This window comes from Paenibacillus tengchongensis (assembly GCF_008973665.1).
GTDB classification, from domain to species: Bacteria; Bacillota; Bacilli; order Paenibacillales; family Paenibacillaceae; genus Paenibacillus_AQ; species Paenibacillus_AQ tengchongensis.
In genome coordinates, this window is sequence record NZ_WACP01000018.1 from 1 (window position 1) to 21,181 (window position 21,181).

20 protein-coding genes are annotated in these 21,181 nt (G+C 55.1%); 11 read left to right on the top strand and 9 right to left on the bottom strand.

What is annotated here, in order from left to right:
• Positions 1-502: 502 nt before the first annotated feature.
• Complete coding sequence (locus F1381_RS24470) at positions 503-742, bottom strand: hypothetical protein (RefSeq protein ID WP_151737460.1); 240 nt, start codon at positions 740-742, stop codon at positions 503-505.
• A gap of 464 nt (positions 743-1,206) precedes the next feature.
• Here F1381_RS24470 and F1381_RS24475 point away from each other — a divergent pair, with 464 nt between their 5' ends.
• The 5 genes from F1381_RS24475 (at position 1,207) to F1381_RS24495 (ending at position 5,653) form a co-directional block, all read left to right on the top strand.
• Positions 1,207-2,076, top strand: a complete 870-nt coding sequence (locus tag F1381_RS24475; protein ID WP_151737461.1) for a hypothetical protein — start codon at positions 1,207-1,209, stop codon at positions 2,074-2,076.
• A gap of 5 nt (positions 2,077-2,081) precedes the next feature.
• The gene (locus tag F1381_RS24480; RefSeq protein WP_151737462.1) at positions 2,082-2,288 is read left to right on the top strand and encodes a hypothetical protein; all 207 of its coding nucleotides are present in this window, start codon (positions 2,082-2,084) and stop codon (positions 2,286-2,288) included.
• 534 nt (positions 2,289-2,822) lie between these two features.
• Positions 2,823-4,493 (top strand): cellulase family glycosylhydrolase, encoded by a 1,671-nt coding sequence (locus F1381_RS24485; RefSeq protein WP_151737536.1) that lies wholly within the window; start codon positions 2,823-2,825, stop codon positions 4,491-4,493.
• Positions 4,494-4,801: 308 nt separating this feature from the next.
• Complete coding sequence (locus F1381_RS24490) at positions 4,802-5,200, top strand: hypothetical protein (protein ID WP_151737463.1); 399 nt, start codon at positions 4,802-4,804, stop codon at positions 5,198-5,200.
• A 54-nt stretch (positions 5,201-5,254) separates the two neighbouring features.
• Positions 5,255-5,653: a hypothetical protein gene (locus tag F1381_RS24495; RefSeq protein ID WP_151737464.1), complete on the top strand. Its 399-nt coding sequence runs from the start codon at positions 5,255-5,257 to the stop codon at positions 5,651-5,653.
• A gap of 132 nt (positions 5,654-5,785) precedes the next feature.
• Here F1381_RS24495 and F1381_RS28480 read toward each other — a convergent pair whose 3' ends face one another.
• From F1381_RS28480 to F1381_RS24505, 3 genes are all read right to left on the bottom strand, one after another.
• Positions 5,786-5,956, bottom strand: coding sequence for a hypothetical protein (locus F1381_RS28480; RefSeq protein ID WP_187355546.1), 171 nt, complete (start codon positions 5,954-5,956; stop codon positions 5,786-5,788).
• Between the two features lie 63 nt (positions 5,957-6,019).
• Positions 6,020-6,991: an acetylxylan esterase gene (locus tag F1381_RS24500; RefSeq protein ID WP_151737465.1), complete on the bottom strand. Its 972-nt coding sequence runs from the start codon at positions 6,989-6,991 to the stop codon at positions 6,020-6,022.
• Between the two features lie 222 nt (positions 6,992-7,213).
• A complete protein-coding gene (locus F1381_RS24505) occupies positions 7,214-7,969 on the bottom strand; it encodes a YheC/YheD family protein (RefSeq protein WP_151737466.1) in 756 nt (251 codons plus the stop codon).
• A 238-nt stretch (positions 7,970-8,207) separates the two neighbouring features.
• On the opposite strand from F1381_RS24505, the gene F1381_RS24510 reads away from it, so the two are divergent.
• The 4 genes from F1381_RS24510 to F1381_RS24525 all read left to right on the top strand — a co-directional run bounded on the left by F1381_RS24510 (position 8,208) and on the right by F1381_RS24525 (position 12,634).
• A complete protein-coding gene (locus F1381_RS24510; protein WP_151737467.1) occupies positions 8,208-9,023 on the top strand; it encodes a DUF6492 family protein in 816 nt (271 codons plus the stop codon).
• A 615-nt stretch (positions 9,024-9,638) separates the two neighbouring features.
• Positions 9,639-11,009 carry an MEDS domain-containing protein gene (locus F1381_RS24515; RefSeq protein ID WP_187355547.1) on the top strand — a complete coding sequence of 457 codons (1,371 nt, stop codon included), beginning with the start codon at positions 9,639-9,641 and terminating at the stop codon, positions 11,007-11,009.
• A 16-nt stretch (positions 11,010-11,025) separates the two neighbouring features.
• Positions 11,026-11,361 (top strand): potassium channel family protein, encoded by a 336-nt coding sequence (locus F1381_RS24520; protein ID WP_151737469.1) that lies wholly within the window; start codon positions 11,026-11,028, stop codon positions 11,359-11,361.
• Positions 11,362-11,437: 76 nt separating this feature from the next.
• Entirely contained in the window at positions 11,438-12,634 is a 1,197-nt protein-coding gene (locus tag F1381_RS24525) for a copper amine oxidase N-terminal domain-containing protein (protein WP_151737470.1), read from the top strand.
• Between the two features lie 79 nt (positions 12,635-12,713).
• On the opposite strand, the gene F1381_RS24530 is transcribed toward F1381_RS24525, so the two are convergent.
• From F1381_RS24530 to F1381_RS24545, 4 genes are read right to left on the bottom strand one after another with little or no spacing between them, the layout of a single operon-like run.
• Positions 12,714-13,748, bottom strand: coding sequence for an ABC transporter ATP-binding protein (locus F1381_RS24530; protein ID WP_246188185.1), 1,035 nt, complete (start codon positions 13,746-13,748; stop codon positions 12,714-12,716).
• Positions 13,749-13,764: 16 nt separating this feature from the next.
• Entirely contained in the window at positions 13,765-14,547 is a 783-nt protein-coding gene (locus F1381_RS24535; RefSeq protein ID WP_151737471.1) for an ABC transporter permease, read from the bottom strand.
• The gene (locus tag F1381_RS24540) at positions 14,544-15,365 is read right to left on the bottom strand and encodes an ABC transporter permease (protein ID WP_151737472.1); all 822 of its coding nucleotides are present in this window, start codon (positions 15,363-15,365) and stop codon (positions 14,544-14,546) included. Before F1381_RS24540 ends, F1381_RS24535 begins: the two co-directional genes overlap by 4 nt.
• Positions 15,366-15,391: 26 nt before the next feature.
• Positions 15,392-16,573 (bottom strand): serine hydrolase domain-containing protein, encoded by a 1,182-nt coding sequence (locus tag F1381_RS24545; protein WP_187355548.1) that lies wholly within the window; start codon positions 16,571-16,573, stop codon positions 15,392-15,394.
• A 252-nt stretch (positions 16,574-16,825) separates the two neighbouring features.
• On the opposite strand from F1381_RS24545, the gene F1381_RS24550 reads away from it, so the two are divergent.
• Complete coding sequence (locus tag F1381_RS24550) at positions 16,826-17,173, top strand: hypothetical protein (RefSeq protein WP_151737474.1); 348 nt, start codon at positions 16,826-16,828, stop codon at positions 17,171-17,173.
• Between the two features lie 472 nt (positions 17,174-17,645).
• On the opposite strand, the gene F1381_RS24555 is transcribed toward F1381_RS24550, so the two are convergent.
• Positions 17,646-20,069 carry a glycosyl hydrolase family 95 catalytic domain-containing protein gene (locus F1381_RS24555; protein ID WP_246188186.1) on the bottom strand — a complete coding sequence of 808 codons (2,424 nt, stop codon included), beginning with the start codon at positions 20,067-20,069 and terminating at the stop codon, positions 17,646-17,648.
• Positions 20,070-20,229: 160 nt separating this feature from the next.
• Here F1381_RS24555 and F1381_RS24560 point away from each other — a divergent pair, with 160 nt between their 5' ends.
• Entirely contained in the window at positions 20,230-21,135 is a 906-nt protein-coding gene (locus tag F1381_RS24560; protein WP_151737475.1) for a helix-turn-helix domain-containing protein, read from the top strand.
• Positions 21,136-21,181: the final 46 nt, after the last annotated feature.

The window sequence follows — 21,181 nt, forward strand, 5'->3', positions numbered from 1 at the left end:
TAGCTTGGCAGTCAAAAACAAATGTAAAAACATCCCTTTAGATACTTTAATAAACAGCATCTAATTACATGTCAGGGTTAATGCAACGCTAGTGGCGATTATCGAACTAATCTAGTCTAACCGGCATAACCGAGCGATATAAGTGGCGAAAATCAAACTAGTTCTTCGCCCAAGTCAATTCAAATATAAAACAAGGCTACTCCCGTCGCTGCCGTGACGATGGGGTAGCCTTGTTTGCTTGCTGTGGTGCAGTGCAGGATGAACCATGTTCATTAGCCAGCTTGTAGTTGTAAAAACACGGTGGCAGATTTGGACCCTGTTGGGTCCGCGGCTGCCGTCGTTGAATTCCCGGAGCCAGCCAGCTTGATTAAGGCGTTCGGCAATGGGCCGCCAGAATCCCACACAACGCCCCGAACAGCAGCGGCTCCAGCTCCATTGACGCCAGCTCCGCCAGGGCGTGCGCTGGAGACGGTCACGAGCGGCCCATCCCGTGGATCCGCTCCTACAGCCTGAACGTGATCTGTGCGCGGTCCAGCATGCGGAAGACCTCCACTTTCACGTTGTCTGCAGCCAGCCCGGCAGCGGCGAAGAAGATCCGCTGAGGCTGAGGCTCACGCTCAGGTCCGTCGAGGATATGGAGGAATATTTGCGTTACCTTGTGCACACGGCAATAATATACCGTGACTTCGCCTCCCCAGTCCGATTCGGTGCCAAGGAGATCAAGCGGTATATCCACGCCCATTACGGCGACGACTGGCCCGCAACCTGCTCACCCGAGATGGTGTACCTTAAACCCGAATACCTGGCCCGGTTATTTTAGCGGGAATCCGGACTTTCGCCGGGGGAATATATGAAGGAGCGGCTGGCGGGAATTGTCAGATAACGTAAAGTTTACAGCGAGGCTTACATAATGGCTGGTACAATAATCCCGGACAGACTGAGCGAATCTTCATCAGTCTTCCGGCCGCCGCCGGGCTAGAAGTAATTTTTTTTCTTAAGATAAACGTCCAGGGCCAGGCAAAATAAAGGCAACGGTGTTCAACGGTTCCCCCTTCGGGTAGAGTTAGTTCAGGTTATTCGGATTATGGCAAGTGTTGTCAAATAGGTTACTGGAGCATTTTACGGGAAAGAGGCTCCGGAGCATGGCGGATACGGGCGCGTCCGACCCGTGGCGGATTATAAATTTATGAGAGGTAGTGAGCGGTAGTGAGCGGTCTGTACATCGTCGATACTTTTACCGGAATAAATGCGTTGCGGGAGCTGACCCTGCAGCAGCCTGAGCGGTATTTAGACTATTGGCAGCAAAATGCCGGTGCTTGCCTCCCCGGGCTGAAAAGCATGCTGGAGGAAGACAGTAAAGGCTATTCGCTGGAGAGGGAAGTCACACCAGTAGCGGTAAGGGCGCTGACCGGGGACTGGCCGCTGCTGGTGGAAGCCCACGGGCATTTCGCCGCGCTGATGCCGGAAATTGAAGAACGCTTTACCTCCCTATTTCCCTTCTCGCGTGAAGTGCCGGTGTATTTCTATGTGGGGCTCTGCAACGGGGCAGGCTGGGCAACGGCTGTAGACGGTACCCGTGCAGTGCTGCTGGGAGCTGAGAAGATTGCCGAGCTGAAATGGCATAGCCGCAAGGCCATATCCGGTCTGCTGTGTCATGAGCTCTGCCATATCGCCCATGCAGAGCTGCGCGGAAGCTCCATCCATATGAAGTATCCCGAACCGGAGCAGCAGGCGGTCTGGCAGCTCTATATTGAGGGTTTCGCCCAGAGATACGAACAGGCACTGCTGAACCAGGATGATTTCTATCATCAGGACGACGGCGGCTGGCTGGACTGGTGCAACCGGAACCGTGCGGGATTGGCTAAAGAGTATCTGCGGCGGAGCCGGCACCGGGAAAGCGTCCGGGACTTCTTCGGTGACTGGAACAGCTTTCTTGGGCATAGCGATACCGGGTATTATCTTGGCCGCGAGTTCATTGTAAGCCTGGAGCCTGGGTATTCCGTGAACGAGATTGCGTGTTTCAGCTATGAAGCGGTCGCAGAGCGGTTAGTAGCTTACCTGGAGGGGCAACGGTAAAGACGTTGCAATTGTACAGGGACGGTCTGCGGCGGCGGACGGCGCAGTGGTGCGGCGCGGGTGAGCGGCGCGGACGGCAGTGGTGCGGCGAGCGGCACGGCGAGCGGCACGGCGAGCGGCACGGCGAGCGGCTATACTGTGTTGACCCGGATGGTGCCGGCAAACTGTACACCCCCTGCTGCTTACGGACTGTACAGACGTTATTTGGCTAAAAACCCGGTTTTGCCGGGCTAACCTTATTTCCGCTGCACAAGTTTATGTATGCGCTATCATTATGAAATAACGGCTCTGGTGTGCGTTTAGGCAGTCCAGGTGTGCAGAAGCCGAAATTAACGGCTTCTGCGTCCTTAACCACTAATCCAAGCCCACTACCAGTCTGCCAACTGTCAGCTTTTAGCTTTGCACTGACGGGGCATCTCGCTAATCTGTATCTCCAACTAAGGCTCCCCGCATTAGAGTCCGGGATTTATAGCACCTCCTCAAAATACATGACATTTTCCGCGAAAAAAGCCATTTCAGAACATTTCCATTTTAACTATTATATGTTATGTTGGAAACATCTGGGGAGGTGGTCCATGCCGAAACTTGTCAATCCGGAACGAACACCGGACAAGCTTCTGGGATGTTGTTTCTAACCGATTAGTAATTGCAAGCAGTATTTCTTCGGCTTCTGAAGCACAAGAACTTCATGCTTAACATCCGGTTTCAGGAAACTTTGCAATACCCCATTAAGAGGAGGAACTATGATGAAAGGAAGACGACCATTTTCGTTCCGCAGCATCAGTCTGATCGCCCTGGCCTGTGCCCTGATCCTCAGTCTTTCCCTTCCCCAGAAGCAAGCGGCAGCGGCAGGAACTCCTGTAAAAGGCTTTCATGTAAGCGGCACCACTTTGCTTGATGCCACCGGCAGCCCTTTTGTGATGCGCGGGGTCAACCATGCCCATACCTGGTACAAAAATGATCTGGCGGCCGCGATTCCGGCCATTGCCGCCACCGGCGCCAACACAGTGCGCATCGTGCTTGCAAACGGTGTCAAATGGACCAAGGATACTGCGGCAGAAGTGCAGAATATCCTCACGCTGCTCGACCAGTACAAAATGATTGCTGTACTCGAAGTGCATGATGCCACAGGCTCCGACAATGTGTCGGATCTGAGCGCTGCGGCCAATTATTTTATCGGTATCAAGGACGTGCTGATCGGCAAGGAAGACCGCGTCATTATCAATATTGCCAACGAGTGGTTCGGCTCCTGGAGCACCGCGAACTGGGCTGCCGGCTACCAGACCGTAATTCCCGCCCTGCGGGCCGCAGGTCTCAAGCATACGCTGATCGTGGATGCTGCGGGCTGGGGGCAGTATCCGACCTCCATCTTCACCAGCGGCAACGCCGTATTTAACAGCGACCCGCTGAAAAACACAATTTTCTCCATCCATATGTATGAATATTCCGGCGGATCAGCCGCCACGGTGAAGAGCAATATCGATAACGCGCTGGCTATTGGAGTGCCCGTAATCATCGGCGAATTCGGCCACAAGCATACGAGCGGCGATGTCGACGAAGCGACGATCATGAGCTATGGGCAGCAGCTTGGCGTAGGCTGGCTGGCCTGGTCCTGGTACGGCAACGGCGGCGGTGTGGAATACCTTGACCTCGCCACCGGCCCGGCAGGTACACTGACCGATTGGGGCAAGAGCGTGGTGAACGGACCTTATGGCACTCTAGCCACCTCTGTTCTGAACAAAATCTACACGACACCGGGGTACGTGCCCGTACCGGATAACGGCACCGTGCCGACTCCGACGCCAAGCGCCACGCCTACAGCAACGCCGACACCTTCGGCAACGCCTACTCCAACACCTACAGCTACAGTAGTTCCGACTGCAACACCGACCGCAACACCGACCGCCACTGTAACTCCGACACCGACAGCTACAGTACAGCCGACGCCGACGGCGACCTCGGCTCCCGGAACCCTTACGTTGTACTACCGCGCCGGAGACACCAACCCGGCCGATAACCAGATCAAACCGCAGTTCAATATCAAGAATACCGGCTCAACCGCCGTTAACCTGAGTACGCTGAAGCTCCGCTACTATTTCACCAAGGACGGCGCGCAGTCGGTGAACGCCTTCATTGACTGGGCGCAGGTCGGCGCAGCCAACATCACCACCTCCTTCGGTTCAGCGAATGCAGCCACGGCTGATTCCTACGTCGAGCTGGCGTTCACTTCCGGTGCAGGCACCCTCGCTCCCGGCGCCCAGACCGGCGACATCCAGCTTCGCCTGCACAAGAGCGACTGGAGCAATTTTAACGAGTCTAACGACTATTCCTTCGACGCCACCAAGACTGCGTATAGCACCTGGAATCATGTGACCCTGTACCAGAACGGCACCTTGGTGTCAGGAGTTCAGCCATAACTGGCGGGGGAATAGGCAGCACACAATGTTGATCGCGCGGGACTGGCGCTTGCGGACTCAGGAGCCCTTATTGGGCTAAAAAGCATCTGCGCTGAACATTAACGGACCGGGAAGCCCTTATTGGTCTTCCTGGAGCGCAAATGTGGGCAATCGCAAGAATAACGTCGTTCCGGCCCGTTACACCGTTTATATTCAGCAAATCCGCCAAATAGCGTCTTTCAGATCCGCAAGGAGTCTCGTTCGTCTATTTTGTCAGTAGGAGGAAAATTGTAATCCATAGGAGGCAAAATATAAAGGAGGCAATGAATATGAAGGTTTCCAGACGTTTTATGGTCATGTTCATGGCGTTGATGCTGGTGTTTGCGCTGACGGCGACTGCGGCCTCGGCCAGCACGGCTACCGTGCGTGAGCGCGGGGTGACGTATTACGGCACAGTGAACGGCTCTGAGCCAAGCGTATACCTCTTCCCCAATACTACCGCAAACAACGCGACAGTTACGGCTACAGTCACTACGGCCAACCCGGCACTTATCAAAGCAGAGTACTATTTTGTAAATAACACGTACACTGTATTTCTCGGCACCATGGCGCCTCCGTCCATGACAGGCGGAACCTCCTATCTGATGCCGGGCTGGAGCTTTATGGTCAAGATTACCTCACTGGCTCCCGCCGGCACGCCGATCCCTTTCGGCATTACCTTCAATTAGGCAATCAGGCGATTGTTAGCTCAAGCCCAAATCATGAATGAGGAGGCAACGGGTATGAAAAATTCCAAACGCTTCATGGTCGTGTTTATGGCGTTTCTGGTGCTGCTTGCGCTAACGGCGACCGCCGCTGCAGCTAATCCGGCAGTGATGCGTGAACGGGGGGTAACGTTCGACCGTACGGTAGACAACAGCGCACCGGCGATCTTCCTCTTCCCTAATACTACGCCGAGCAACCTTAACGTGTACGCCAAGATCACCAACGTCAATGCCGCGCTCATCAAGGCCGAATATTACCTGGTGAACGGCGGCAATACGATCTATTTGGGCACGATGAACCCCCTCACCATGTCCGGCGGCACAGCCTACGGCCCGCAGGGCTCGATTTTTATGGTTAAGGTTACCTCCATCGCCGGGGCGGGTGTGACGGTTCCTTTTTCCATTACCTTTTATTGAGCCAAGCCCCTCAGATAATGTTGCTGCAGCCTGAGTATCAATAAAGCCTCTCCGTCACCCGCCCCCGAGGCAGGTAATGGAGAGGCTTCGCTGCATAATTCCGGTACTGACATCGGTTATAGCGCATTCAGCTCAAAGCGGCTCCCGCGGTTCAACCTCCGGCGGGATTTGCGGCGGCACCTCCGGATGCTTCTCCGGGATAATTTCCGGCGGGATATCGGCCGGCTTCGGATCGGATATGCGGTCCGGGTTCACCTCGGGCACAACCTTCGGGGGAATTTCGGGCGGCAAGTCTATGTTCATGGCTTTGCACCTCCTTGGTCCCTTTTCCAGTGAATACCCGTTATTGCCTGCCTCTAACCTGCATTACTCCCTGAACCACTCCGGAAACCACTGCCTCAGCTTGTCCAGCTTGATTTCCGTCTGTTTCGCTCCGCCGCCTTCATGGCCGTTGAACGGATAGATGTGGATCTCCTTCTCACCGGGAATCCGGTTATACGTGGCGAAATACATCTCAGCCGGACAGGTTTCATCCTTCAGGGCAACCGAGGCCAGCACCTTGCACGTAATCCGCTCAGCCATATTCATCGTGTCAAAATAGCTCAGTTGCTCCAGCACCAGATCCAGCTCCTCCGGATGGCGGCGGAGATAATCCGCTACCGCAGCGAAAGAGCCGTGCTGGCCGTCGATCCGCCGTACCAGATTGCTGTTGCTCGGCACATCCGCAAGGGCGGCCACCGGCCGCTCGTCCAGCGCGGCCATCGCCATGGTCAGCGCTCCGCCCTGGCTGCCGCCCTCCACCATAATCCGTGCCGGGTCCACCTCCGGCTGGGCGCAGGCGAAATCGATTGCCTTCATGCAGTCCATATACTGATAACGGAAGTAATATTCATATTTGCTGCGGACGCCTTTGCTGGCCAGATTCATGGAATAGCCGCCGGACGACGGCGCCCGGCTGCCGGTACGTCCGCCTTGCTCGCGGCAATCGATCGATACGACGGCAAAGCCCAGGAGCAGCCAGTGCATGAATTCGGACGGCTCGCCGCGGCTGCCATTGAAACCGTGGTAGTGCACCAGACAGGGATAACGGTCTTTGCCCATAAACTCAGGCACGAGGTACCAGCCGTACACCGGCGTCCCATCCATACCCTGAAACCGGATTTCATATACACCGGCTTGTCCGACCGGATAATCCTCCAGCTTTCGTCTCTCTGCCTTCAAGGGAGCAGCCTTGGCTTCCGCAATCGTCTCCGCCCAGAATGAATCAAAATCCGCCTGCCGGGTCAGCTCCGGTCTGTAATTGAACAAGTTCCTGGTGATTTCCTCCAAATAACCCATAACTGCTCCTCCCCTAACATTTCGGTCTGACTCATAGTATAGTCCACCGCCGCCTGCTTGGAAACTGCTGCGACAACTGCAGCCTCCATACCGTCAAATAACCCCGCAAGCGAGCGGGGGCAAGGACCAATCCATGCATTTTGCAGAACCCCGACATTCCGGTAACCCAACAAAACACTGCAGCTCATGCCACCGCATCAGCCGCAGTGTCTTCCGTTCTTACTATGGCTTCATATAAGCCTTGCGGTACCTCATTACCTTCCGGTACATTGCCTTATCTTTAAGCTGGTTAAAAATATACGGATCGGGCCTCATGTTCACCTCGATAATCCACGGTGTCAGTGATTTGTCCAGACCGACATCCAGCCCGATCTCGCGGATCTTCGGATAGGTCTTCTGCATATGGGCCGCCGTGCGGACGCCCAGGCTGTTCAATACACCGGTTAATTGCTCGATCTGCCGCCGGGACAGATGCGAGCTGAGCAGCGACTCAATGGCCGTAGGCTTGCCGCCGCTGTGATAATTGGTTACGATTTTGCGCGGATGCCCGAGCCTGCCGATGACACCGGTCGCTTCCCATTCGCCTTTGGGACTTCTCTGCACCATGACCCGGATGTCAAAGCGGCGGCCGTCTTTCTTGAGTAGGTGGATGCCTTTCTGAATCAGATAGCTCCGCTTGCCCGTCTTCTTGGCCAGGCTCTTGTAGAAGGCGTCGAACGTATCGAAATGCCTGACCGTCTCTTCATACTGGTAGCTGTATCCCTGCCGTTCTCCCCGCTCGGCGCGGATGACCCCGTTGCCGTAGGTTCCCCGCTCAGGCTTAACATAGATCATGCCATACATGCGGATCATCTGCTCCAGATGGCTTTTGCCGAATCTCCGGGTATCCGGTATATATGGCTTAATGGATGCGCTGCGCAGCAGCAGCTTGGTCTTCAGCCACTTGCTCTGCAATAATTTAGGCGGTTTTGTCTTCACATATGCACTCTCCTGTCGGCAAGGAGGACACACCCTCCTCTCCTTTTGTCAATGCATCCTATGCGAGGAGCTCTGCGGCGGAACAATGCATCCGCCCGGGCCTGCTGTAACAATTCAGTGACAGATTACCCGGACCCCGGGCCGGGGCACGGCATACGCTGAAGGAAGGCGCAGACCATGCCGGCATCCGTAAGACCTGCCTGGCCGCGCGTCAATATGCGAACGGAGATGAAGACTAGTGTCAGTCGCTTCCGCTAACCAGCCGCACAGCGGTCCGGCCATAGACGTGTTGATTCCGGCGATTGAAAAGGACCTCGCCACCCTTCCCTTTGTAATCGACAGCCTGCGCCGGTATGTAAGACATCCGATCAGCCATATTTACATTGTCTCGCCCGCAAGCACCAGCATCCGCAGCCTGTGCAACCGCAAAGGCTGCATCTTTGTCGATGAGCGCACTGTTCTGCCTTTTACCAAGAAGGATATCCATTATTCCTCCTCCCGCTGGAACCGCTCGGGCTGGCTGTACCAGCAGCTGCTCAAGCTGAACGGGGACCATATCTGCCGCGAGCGGCATTTTCTGGTCATCGACGCCGACACCGTGCTGATCCGCCCCCACAGCTTCCGTAAGGAAGGCAAGCAGATCTTCTACTGCCGCAGCTGGAGCCAGCCGGAATACTTCCGCACGTACCGGAAGCTGATGGGCGCTCCCGCCCCTTCTCCCCGTTCGTTCGTCACCCACTACATGCTGTTCGACAAGACGAAGCTGGGAGAGCTGAAGCGGAGCATCGAAGCGCGGCACGGGATGCGCTGGCATGCCGCGATTCTGCACAGCATCAACAAGAAGCGGCAGTTCGGCTTCTCCGAATATGAGACGTATGCCAACTATGTCTACAGCCGGAATCCCGGGTTGGTGATCATGCGCAGCGCCGCCAATAAATCGCTGCATACCGCGATGTCCAGGCTGGGGGAAGCGCGGGTCCGCAAGCTCGCCCGCACCTACCGCTCACTGTCCTTCCATCAGCGCAAGGGCTATTCCAGACCGGCCGGCCGCTAGAAGATCCGGTGCTTCCAGCCGTTCAGCTTGGTGGCGGCTTCAATGTAGTAATAGTCGCCGTAGATCAGCGACACGTCGGTCAGCGAGGTGCCGCCGGCCGCGCCGTGCAGCAGAACCGCTTCATGCTCCGGCTGCTCCCAGGCCGTGCAGGGATTGGCGGGGGTGCAGAGGCGTGAAGTTTCACAAGGAGCGTGGAGTCAGGGAGACCCTCCGTCCCTCCCCCTCCATTCTGTGCCCAGTTAGTGAGGCCTACACCCCCCTTTTCCCTACGGACCGGACGACCGTTATTTAGTCAGAGAAACTGTTTTTGCCGGATTAAACGGACTCAGGGGCCCCTATTCAAGCTTATCACGCGAGTTCACGCTTATATTCAGGCAAATAAGCGCATGAAGTCCGTAACAATCTCCATTGTCCAGGAGAATGAACAATAGGTGCATCTGAGTCCGTAACCTTCTGAAAGTGTGAAGTACAAATGTGATTTGACCGTTTCATATTTCCTTGTTAATGTTTCAACAATGGAGGTGACGGAGGTAACTTTATAATTTATAGTAGAAAGTAAAACAGCTAGCATTGAGGAGTTCACCGATGAGCGGACAAGCCATAACTATAAATTCTTTGACCAGCGTTAATGACGGAGGCCACATCATCTATTTATTTGAGGATTCCGCCCGCTACATTGATAACGCCGTGTCCTATATTGCAACAGCTATCGAACATGGCCATCATATTCTGCTTATTGAGCAGCCTGACACTTATCAGGCTATTTCAAATATGCTTGAGGGCATGATTTCCCCTGACCAGCTTCACTACCTGCATTATGCCGATAATATAGACTATTACGGTTGCCGGGGGGATTTTGATTTCCGGCACATCTTGGCGCATTTCGAAGAAATCACGGCGTCGTTCCGGCAGGAGGAGGTGTCGATCCGCACCTGGGCCAATGTCATGACCTGGGGGGACCACGACGAAAGTAAAATTCGCGGCAACTTAATGACGTATGAGAGACATACTTCCTGCGTTGTCCGGGATTTCGGCATGGTCTCTATATGCGCCTATAACGCTGTTGCGATCTCTGCTTCCCTGCAGACGAACCTGATGAGGGAGCATGAATACGTGATGACTGATCAGGAGTTTTTCAAGTCGCCGCTTTACAGATATCCCACTCCGGAGGACGTGATCTTTCCCTCCTTATCCGTACAAAGACAGCTGCTCAACGAGCAAAAACAGCTGCTGATCGAGAAAGAAGCCATCGAACTGGCGAACCAGGCCAAGAACGAATTTATCGCCATGATGAACCACGAAATCCGCACACCGCTGAACGGCGTACTGGCTATGGCAGAGCTGATGGCTGCAACCGGGCTTGACTCCCAGCAGGAGGATTACATCACCACAATTAAGAAAAGCGGGAGCTCCTTACTGCGGATCGTAAACGATATTCTGGATTACAGTAAGCTGGAATCCGGCTTCGGGCAGCTACTTAAGGAAGCTTTCAGTGTCCGGGAAGCGATAGCTGAGACGCTCAACCTTCTGATGCCCTCCATCCTAAGCAAAAATCTGCAGGTCTATACCATCATTGATCCGGAGGTTCCGGAGATTCTGATCGGCGACGACGGGCGCTTCCGCCAGGTGCTGCTGAATTTGCTGGGGAATGCGGTGAAATTTACGGAGGAGGGAAGTGTTTCCGTCTTGGTTAAGGTGCTCCGTGCCGATTCCGCGGCGACACGGCTGCAAATCACGGTCAAGGATACCGGGATCGGCATACCGCCGGAGAAGCGGAGTCAGCTGTTTCTGCCTTTTTACCGGGTCGATAACGGGATCACCCGCAAGACGGAAGGCACAGGTCTCGGCCTGGCCATCTGCAAGCGGATCGTTGAACTGATGAACGGTGAGATCGCTCTCGGTTCCGGAGACGCGGCTGTCCAAGGGACTGTCGTCCTGTTTACAGCGGAATTCGCTGCCTATCCGGAAGCTCTACATTACTATTAATGAAAGGTGCAACTGCATGATCTCTTTTCTCCTGACGCTCAAACGTTTACTTAAAGGCCTCTGGCATGCGCTGAAGCTGAAGCAGTTCCAGGCGCTGCTGGTGCTTGTGCTGATGACGCTGCTGTCCGGTACAATCTTTTATGTAAAAGAAGAAGGTCTTTCCGTGCTCGACGCCATCTATGTCTGCGTAACCACGCTCAGCACGTTGGGCCATCCCACCTTCGTCCCCCAAACATCTCTCGGCAAAATCTTCACGATGGTCTACATCGTCGTCGGCACCGGGCTGTTCCTGGGCATGATCGGCTACATCGCTTATGCCTTGATTAAAGAGATGAGCCGGGACGAGGAGTAACGCTCCTTATTCCCGCAACCTTCCCGGATGAACAGCGTCTAAATGGCGTCAGGTTAATTCTGGAAGGAGTATATCCATGAACCGATTCGCAAAAATAGTATCTGCCACAGGCCTGCTAGCATTATGCGGCGTTATTGCCGGTGCTGTGCCTGCGGGGCAACTGGCGGTGCCGTCCGCTTCTGCCGCATCGGCAGCCAAAGCAATTACGGCAAACGACATCCTGCTGAACGACAAGCATATTGATGTCGGTTCCACCCTGCTGGTACGCGGCACCACTTACGTACCCTTGAAGCCGCTCGCCTCCGCCATGGGCTATACGCTCGCCTGGAATGCCGGAATGAAGACGGCTGAATTGCTGCGCCCGGACCGGAGGGTGAAGCTGACTGCCGGATCAACCGGCATTTCCCTGAACGGCACGGCCGGTACCATAGCCGCCGCCCCCAAGGTACACGCAGGCACCCTGTATGTGCCGCTGGTGGCAGGTGCCCGGGCGCTCGGCGGAGCTTCCCGCAGCCACGCGGGTGAAATTTACATCACCGACGCGCCGCGGTATGCGGTCGCATCCTTGAATGGCACCAGCTACTGGGTGTCCCAGGCAGATGGCAGCCTGTACATGCGGCCGGCCGGACACTCCGAACCGAAACGGCTTGGCCAGCTTGACATGCGGGATACCCCTTATCTGCATGGACTCAGCATTACTGCCGCCGGGCCGGACACGGTACTGCTTGAATTGAAGGAGAAGCATTACGCCATGTTCAATGACTTCGAGAACAATTACCAGGCGCTTCTGCAGGGTGAAACGGTGGTCAAGCAGATGACCTATCATTACAATGTTGCCGCCACCCCAGCGGCAGCACCCGGGCCCGCAAGCACACAGCTCTACCTGACTGACGGGCTGGTAGTCCAGTATATTCAGGCAGACGGCAGCCTCGGCAGCCCGCTTAATCTTCCTGAGATTACCGGCCAGGACCCGGAGAGCGGCTACCGCTTCCGCGTGGAATATGCGGCGCCCGATGTCCTGCTCGCCCGCTCGCAGCAGACGGCCCGCCTGTATGCGGTGAACCCGGCAACCGGCAAGGCTGTCGATCTGAGCAAGCAGCTGATCTCGCCGGCCGACTGGCCGGATTGGGAGCGCGCCGACGGCAGCGATCCCTACGTCATCCCCAAGATGCTGACGCTGACGAAGCGTGAGGGCAGCCTGCTCACCTTCGTCTACACGCCGATTATGGACGGGTACGCGAAGAAGAAGACGTATACGCTGCCGCTGCAGTAATTCCGGCTAGACACAGCTAAACAAACAGCCGCTCGTCCCGTTTAGGACCAGCGGCTATTATTTTTATTCAATGACATCGCTACATTGCAGCCACCGGCTCCTCATAAATCGAGCCGATAATCTTCTCTATCGGAATCTCCTTGATCGAGATATCGGTAATGTCCACACTCTCGCTGATCCGGTGGAGGAAGGCGCCGAGCGCACACTGCCCGGTGTCGATCAGCAGCTCGGCCTCGTAGTCCGAGATCTGCTCCGAGATCTCCACGCCGGGGTAGTCGATATTCCCGATCGGCGCAGCCGCCGACAGCCGGACTACCTTCTTCGCGCCCAGGTGCAGCCGCAGCCCGGCCAGTGAATTATCGTATACCTTTTTGCCCTGATGGATAATAAGCACCCGGTTCGCCAGCCGCTCCACATCCTCCAGATCATGCGTGGTCAGGATGAAGGTGGTGCCTTGCCGGTTCATCTCCTGAATGAATTCACGGATGCGCTGCTTGGCGATCAGGTCCAGGCCGATGGTCGGTTCATCCAGAAAGACCACCGGCGGCGAGTGGAGCATCGCCATGATGAATTCGCATTTCATCCGCTCTCCCAGCGAGAGATTGCGGGTAGGCTTGGTGATGATATCTGCGACCTCGAACATCTCCTTGAGCCGCTCCAGCCGCTTGCGGAAGTCTTCCGCCGGAATATCGTAAATCTCCTTGTTCATATGAAAGCTGTCCAGCGGCGGAATATCCCAGATCAGCTGCGACTTCTGCCCGAACACGACGCCGATTTGCTTGACGTATTGATTCTTCTGCTTATGGGGATTGAACCCCATAATATTGATCTCACCGGAGGTGGGATACAGCACACCGGTCAGCATTTTGATCGTCGTTGACTTCCCCGCCCCGTTGGGGCCGAGGATGCCGATAATCTCGCCCTGCGGCACCTGAAACGACAAATCGTCCACCGAGGTGATGACCGATTTCTCGCGGTGAAACAGGCTTTTGAACACACTCCTGGCATCATGACCGCGGTGATACGTCTCATATTGCTTCGTTAAATGCTTAACCGAAATAATCTCCAAATGGCATTCCCCTTCTTCTTCCGTAAGCTCTCCAAGGATTCTCACTGAATTGCTGCTGCCCTCATCCCCCGGCGCTCTTGTAGCTGTGCAGCATGCGGTTGTAGAGCCATACGCCGAAGCCGGCAAACAGCAGGCAGGGCAGAATGGCTGCCAGATGATAGCCCTTCCACCGCCCGATCAGCGCCGAAGCCGGGAAGAACGCAATCATCGAGACCGGGAAGATAAACGAACTGATCGCAACAAGCATTCTGGGGAAAATAGTCCCGGGATACCGTCCGAACGCCTTCACGCTCTCAAACATCTCCGGCAGCCGCGAGTTCGCCACCCATTTGAACGATATCGCCGCGACGATCAGCACCACACCGAGCATGACCAGCAGGCCCGCCGCGAACAGCAGCAGAAATAACAGCCACGTCACCAGGGACATGCCTCCCACACCGCCAAGCGCATATCCGAAGATCACCAACCCACCCGTCAGCAGCCCGATGCTCTCGATATTAAAGGCCTGGGCCAGCAGCAGAAAGAGGCCGGGAGCCGGCTTGATGAGCAGCACTTCCAGACTGCCCTCCACCACATGCGACATCGTGCTCCACATGATGCCGTTGAACAGCATACTCGCGCAAGCGGTAGACAGAATGAATACAGCCTGGATTAACAGCGCTTCGTGGAACGTCCAGCCGGCAAAGGAAGCATTGGAATTATAGATAATGACCGTCACCAGCGGAAACAGCACATTCCCGATCAGCGTAATCAGGCAGTTCAGCAGGAAATTCATCCGGTACGAAACCGCCGTGGCCAGGTTGGCCATGACGCACACTCTATAAATGCGCAGCAGCCGCTTCATGCCCCCACCCCCGTAAAATGCTTCAAAGACACCGCATACAGCAGACGGCAGACGGCTCCGGCCACAATGACGGCAAGCAGCTGCAGCAGCAGCACTTGGGGAATCGTCAAGGTGATATCAGCCAGCGTATAGCTCCCGGTATACACCATCGCCGGCACAAAGGCCGTATACTGGAAGGGCAGGAAGAAGGACGCAACCTGCAGCGGGCGGGGGAAGAACACCAGCGGAATGGCCGCTCCCGAGAATACCTGCGCACACAGATTAAAGATATTGCGGATACTGGAGGACTGCACCATCCAGAAGGCGGTCATCCCAATACTGTAATTAATGAAGAAATTCATCAGAAACGCCATAGCGATGGAAAGTACCGCATAGAACGCATTCGCAGGCAGCACGTTAATATCGAATACCAGATAGAAGATCAGAAAGCACGGTATACATTCAAACAGCAGGCCGAGCACCCGGTGCCCCACCTTTTGCGATAACGCGAAGAACATATGATTGACCGGCCGCAGCGAGAAGGTGATGAATTTTCCGGTACGGATCAGCATCTGCAGGTTCCAGTCGGCAAAATCCATCGTCAGATAATTAACCAGCAGCGTCGCACAGAAATAAGTGAGCATCTGCGGCAGAGACATTCCGTTAATGGACGGCTCCCCGCTGTATACGGACGTCCAGATGTAATACTGCACCAGAAAATAGACCGGTCCTACAAAGATAGAGACCATGGAATGCGACCGGTACGCGCTCCACTCTTTAAACGTCACGAAAGCAACCGCCCTCATCACCTGAAAGCGGTGCTTTATGGTCTTAAACATCGTTCACTTCCTGCCTTTGGTTCAACTTATTCCAGACCGGACCAGATGACATTATGCGCTCCCATGATCCCGATCCCGTCCCATACCTCGTTATGGAAAGGCACATACCACACCGCGCTAACCTTCTCTACCGGGTCCATAAACAATGCACAGGCGCCTGCCCCTTCATGAAAAAAAGTGCCTTCCGTATACGAGGTGCTCACATTGTAACGCAGGTCCGGCCCCAGTCCGTACGCCCGGTCGTCGCCACCCGCCCCCCAGGCGTAGTTCGGGAGCTTCTCCGTATTGAAGCGCTTCGTCATCCGCTGGACGGCCATCCGGCTCAGGATATGCCCGCCTTCATATTTCCCGTCGTTCAGGAGCATATTGCCGAACTTCTGCAGGTCGGCCACGGTCGAGAACATGCCTCCGCCGGTACTGGGCATTCTGATCTCCTCATCCTTATGGAGGTCTTCCACGGTCAGCTCACCGCTCTGCAGCTTCTGAAACATGGCTTTGGCCCGCTCGTGGCGGATAGCGTATCTGTGGGCTTTCTCGGGCTGCGGATCAAATGAGGTATCGCTCATGCCCAGCGGCTTAATAATGTGCTCTGTTATGTATTCTTCTGCACGGATTCCCGTTACCTTCTCGATAATGGCGCCGAGCAGCACATATCCGAAGGAGGAGTACATCCACTGGGTGCCTACCGGAAACCGGAGGCCATAGGACAGCCCGGCGCTGATCCAGTTCTCCTTGCCAAGCCCGGTTTGATAAATATAGAACCAGGCGCCTTGGTAGTAAGCGTCGCTGACGGTCCCGTAATCCGGGGCGATCCCGGAGGTATGGGTCAGCAGATGCGCAATGGTAATCGGCCGGAACGGCTCGGCATCGAATTCCTTGAGCAGGGAGCATACAGGCTGGCCCATGTGCAGCTTGCCGTCGTCTGAGAGCTGCCAAATTGCTGCTGCCGTAAACAGCTTCGTAATCGAAGCAATCCGGAAGATTGTATCCGTTTGCATTTGTTCCGTGCTCTCTTCCTCGTAACACAGGCGGCCGCCGGCCTGTTCGGCGAACACTTTTCCGTAACGGCTCAGCGAATAAATGTAACCGTCGACAACCTTGCGCTGATTGAGATCCTCGAAGAACCGGTTAACCGCCTCCAGTCGATCCTTCCGGTAATTCACTTCTTGCAGCAGACTGGAATCCGTGCTTAATGTGGATAAGGTCATATTCCCGCTCCTTTTTGATAGAGCTGCGCGGACGCGCCCCATGATAAATTTGATATTTTCTTACTGAAACTTACAATATAATAATTTCGGCTGACTCCGCAAGGGAAAAAATAACAATAAAAAGAATTGCCCTAATCTGGCATTACGGAGTACTGAGGATTGTGCATTGAGACATTTCAGCACGGAACGGCGAAACCTTGAGTAAAATAACACCATAAATGTATTTCTGGAATGGAGAGGGTGGTAGGTATTTTGAAAAAAAATCCACACATTATTTTCCTTATTGCGATTCCATTATTACTAATAAGCTTGGTGCTATATAGAGCTGTGGATAATTTGAATTCCATTAATCAGTCCTGGGGAGCTTCAATGAATGCGGAGGGCACTTATGTTTTTTATAACGGGAATACATATAGTGTAACTTCAGCTCATACAACCGATATGGGCAAGGTTATAGGTGTTAAGAAGGGATGGAAAGAAATCAGAATCACCATCCATACCATCCCTGGAATGGATGACCATCGGTGGATTGCTGTCAGAGACCAAGGCTCAGCTCAATCCTCCGTATATGAAGTGGTAGAAACTAAACCTTGGAACTAAATAAATTTCAAGTATTCCATTTGGAGAAACCAGATTTATTAAATCTTTGCTTAAATAAATTCAAAAAGGAGAATTAAAGGGGATTTATTTCCGCCATGGTGCTGCCGCCTTCGGAGGAGAATGACGTGTATATTTTCAGGAGAAAAAGTCTGCAACAGGGATAGGAGCAGCGTCCGCGCATGACAACAAGCTTTCCAAGGGGAAAGCTTGTTAGATGGATAATCGCCAACTAATTTTGCCGTTATTACGGATTTCGCTTATCTAATTCGATAATCGCCACTTATTTGGGATGATATTGGAGCATACGCTCATACACAGCCTTATTAAGTGGCGATTCTCCAACTAAATCTATGATAACCACCAGCCCGGCGAAATTAGGTAGCAATTTTCCAACTAATTGGATCTTTCCCGGGATTTTCGTCCCCAATTATTGGAAAGCTAAGAAATCCGACGACGGTAGCCAGCGGCCTCATCAATCTGCAGATACCACCAGCCTGCCGCCGGATTTCATGATCACCTCGAAGCAGCCGCTTCCTAGCGCGGAAGGCGTATACTGTACCTCCTGTCCCGAGAGCTCCGCGTGTTCATACCCGGGCGGCAGCTTCAGCACCACCGCCGTATCCCGCTCAGCGGCAAGCTCTGCCGCAAAACAGCCCTCCGCCTTGTTCCACGAGAACGAGACGGTTCCGGTACAGAACCGCAGCCCCTGCACCTTACCGCTCTGCCACCGGTCCGGGAGCGCCGGGAGCAGCTTCACCATCCTAGGAGATACGTAGAGCAGCATCTCCTGGACGGCATTGACCCAGCCCATATTGGCATCAAGCTGGATCGGGGCCTCCTCCATGTTCATGCAGACGCCCATGTTCCGCCAGTCATTGTGCAGTGTCAGGAAATTGTTCAGCAGACAGGAGCGGGAGAGGATGTCGAGACATCCGAGCGCCAGATTCCCGTCGCCGAGACGCGCGTAGATGGCAGCCATATGGCCAAGTGACCAGCCGGTCTGGGCCCCGATCAGCCGCTCTTTGACCGCCTTCTCGAAGGCTGCAAACCACTGCGGATGTTCTTCTGCCGTGAACTCCTGCCCCGGAAAAATCGGATAAATATGCGACAGGTGACGGTGATTGTACCGGTCGTCGAACCGTTCATGCATCCATTCCCGGATGGCCCCATCCCCGTTTACCTGGTAGCCGGGGATTCGAGTGAGCATCTCTTCCCATTTGCCGATTTCGCCGCTGTACATGCCCGCTTCCCGGCTTCCTTCCACCAGGTGGCTGAGCAGCTCCTTCATCAGGGCAAAATCCATTGTCGCATTGATTGTCGTCGGCATCGGGTGGGCCAGCGGCTTGCCGTCTGCCGGCATGAAATTCTCCGGTGTATTCTCCGGGGAGACTGACGGGTAGAACTTGTAAAGCCCGTCCTCCCCGGGCGTCACGAAATCTTCGTAGAACAGCGCCGCTTCCTTCATGAACGGCAGCACTTTTTCCGCCAGCAGCGCCTTGTCGCCTGTATACAGGTAGTATTCGTAATAATGCCGCGCCAGCCAGGCGGCCGCGCCTGTCCAGTTCATAATGACCGGTACGATCTGGTTCGGCACGCCGATACCCGGCGTAGACCCGGCCGGAATATAAATGCCCCGGCAGCCGTACAGCTTACGGGCATTGTCCCGGAAGTCGTCCATCATGCCGTCGTAGTAATGGAAGAGGGCGGGCATCAGCTCCGTCAAGCCGCCGGCCGGTGCATGCCAATACATCATCTGCACATTCTCGTTCGCCATGTTGTGGGACCAGATCAGCTCATAGTCGCCGCTCCACAGGCCGTATAACCCAAACGGATAGCCCCCGGCATGGGTGCCGGAGATGAACAGGTAGCGGCCGAAAGCCCACATTTTGCGGACTAATTCGGTTGAGGCTTCCCCGTCGTAAGCGTCCAGCAGCAGTTCCTCATTCGCCCGCCCGCCCCCGTCAGCTCCGAGCTCCAGCTCGGCGGAATGGAACAGCCGCCCGTGGATGCGGGCATGGGCAGCCAGTAACAGCCCGTAATCAGTCTCCAGCGCAGACAGCTCATTCTTCAGCCGCCCCCAATCCCGGTCCCGCTGACCTTTGATGAATACTTTAACGAGCACCAGCACACGCGATGCTCCGCGGAAAGCGATGGCCTCCTGCCCCGCTGCCTCCGGCCCGCCATCCGCCGGGAGGATGCACATGACTGCCCCATAGTCCGTCCCGTCGTCATTGCGGGCGGCATAATAGAAGCAGCCGTTCTCCGCTTTGGTGCTGACCGTATCCTCCATCTCCCGGCAGGCCCCGGCCAGCTCCGGGGTGTCCGTCGGGTGGAATCCGAGATGCAGTGTTCCCTCCAGCGCTGCCCCGTCTGTACCGAGCTCATAGACAATGGCATCATCGGCCCGGGATACGAACAGTCTCCGGGTGAAGGACGTCGCGCCGTCTTTCCAGGTGACTGTAACCTCCCCGGTCTCCATGTCGAGGCTTCTGCGGTATTGTTGAAACGCCTGCCCGCATGTCATCGTCAGCTTAAGTGCAGCCAGCGGAAATCGGGCCGCCAAGCGGGACTCATAGCCCTTCTCCTTCAGGGCATTGGTCAGATGCCAGCTCGCCTCCAGGTACTTCTCTTCATCCATCAGCCTGCGGGTCTCCGGCAGCGTATGGCTTACATCGGGGAGCGGGTCCTTGCGGCCCCAATGCCACAGATCCTCATGGGTAAGCAGCACCGTCTCGTCCTTGACGCCGCCAAAGACCGAAGCGCCGATCCTCCCGTTGCCCGCAGGCAGCCCTTCCCGCCACTGGTTCTTCCACCATGAAGCCGGATATTTGAGGGTCAGCTTGTTGCGGCCGCTCCCTGTTACGTTCCCCGCTACGTTCTCCTTGATTCCGTCCACATCCATCATCTCCTATTCTGCTGTGCCGCTTTGCTTTGACACCCTCAGTATAGGTCAGAGGCATCTCCATGTCTTTGGAGAAAGGCTTGGTCATTTGTCTTTTTTTCCAATATACTTAGGGAAGTTCGCTCTATTCCGGCAATTTGGAGGTGTATCGTTGATGAGAATCCCCACTTACCGCTTCCGGGTGGACTATGTCACGGTCTATTCGGAGTTTAATCCTTTGCTGCTGTTCGCCCAGAAGTATGCCTTCACTCCCGGCGAGTCCTGCCTTTTGCGCATCTGCTGCGCCAGCGCCGTTATCCTCGTGGAATCCGGCAAGGGGGAGCTTGAGCTGAACGGCAGCAGCTGCAGCGTGCAGACCGGTACCCTGATTTATATCGCCGCAGGTACCGTTCACCGCTGGACGGCTGATCCGGACACTCCAATGGTGCACCGGTGCGTTTATTTTGACTGGAAATATGTGAGCCGGCCGGAATTCAGCTATCAGCGGGATTATTTCGGCGAACCCGGGAGCTTCCGCACGGAGCTGATCTCGCCCCAGCCTGAGCTTGAACTGCAGGGAATCACCGGAAGCTCCAGCCTCCAGCTCTGGATCTCCTATTTCAATGCGCTTACGCCTCCGCCCGAGCTGCTCGGACAACGCAATCCTTGGGACAAGCTGGCCTATAACGGGGCCTTTCAGATGTTCCTGCATCAATTTATCGCTGGGGCGGTGAAGAACGGCGCCCGCGATCCCCGCATCTCCCGCATTCTTGCACGTATCGAGAAAGAGCCGCCGGCATTAAGCGAGCAGTGTCTCTATGAGTGGGCGGAAGCGCTGGGGCTGAAGAAGAGCCGGTTCCATGACCTTTTTAAATCGGACACCGGCTATACACCGAACCATTATTTAAAAAGACTTAAATTCCACCGCATCGCCGAGGACCTGGTCTACTCCAATCTGTCCATTACCGGCATTGCCGCCAAGCACGGCTTCTCGTCGGTCCATTATTTCTCCAAAGCCTTCCGGCTGATGACGGGGCTGCCGCCTTCGGAGTACCGGGAGAAGTATACAGGGATGATGTGAAATCAGCGCACGCAGCGGGGCTGAACAGAACGATTAATGAAAAAAA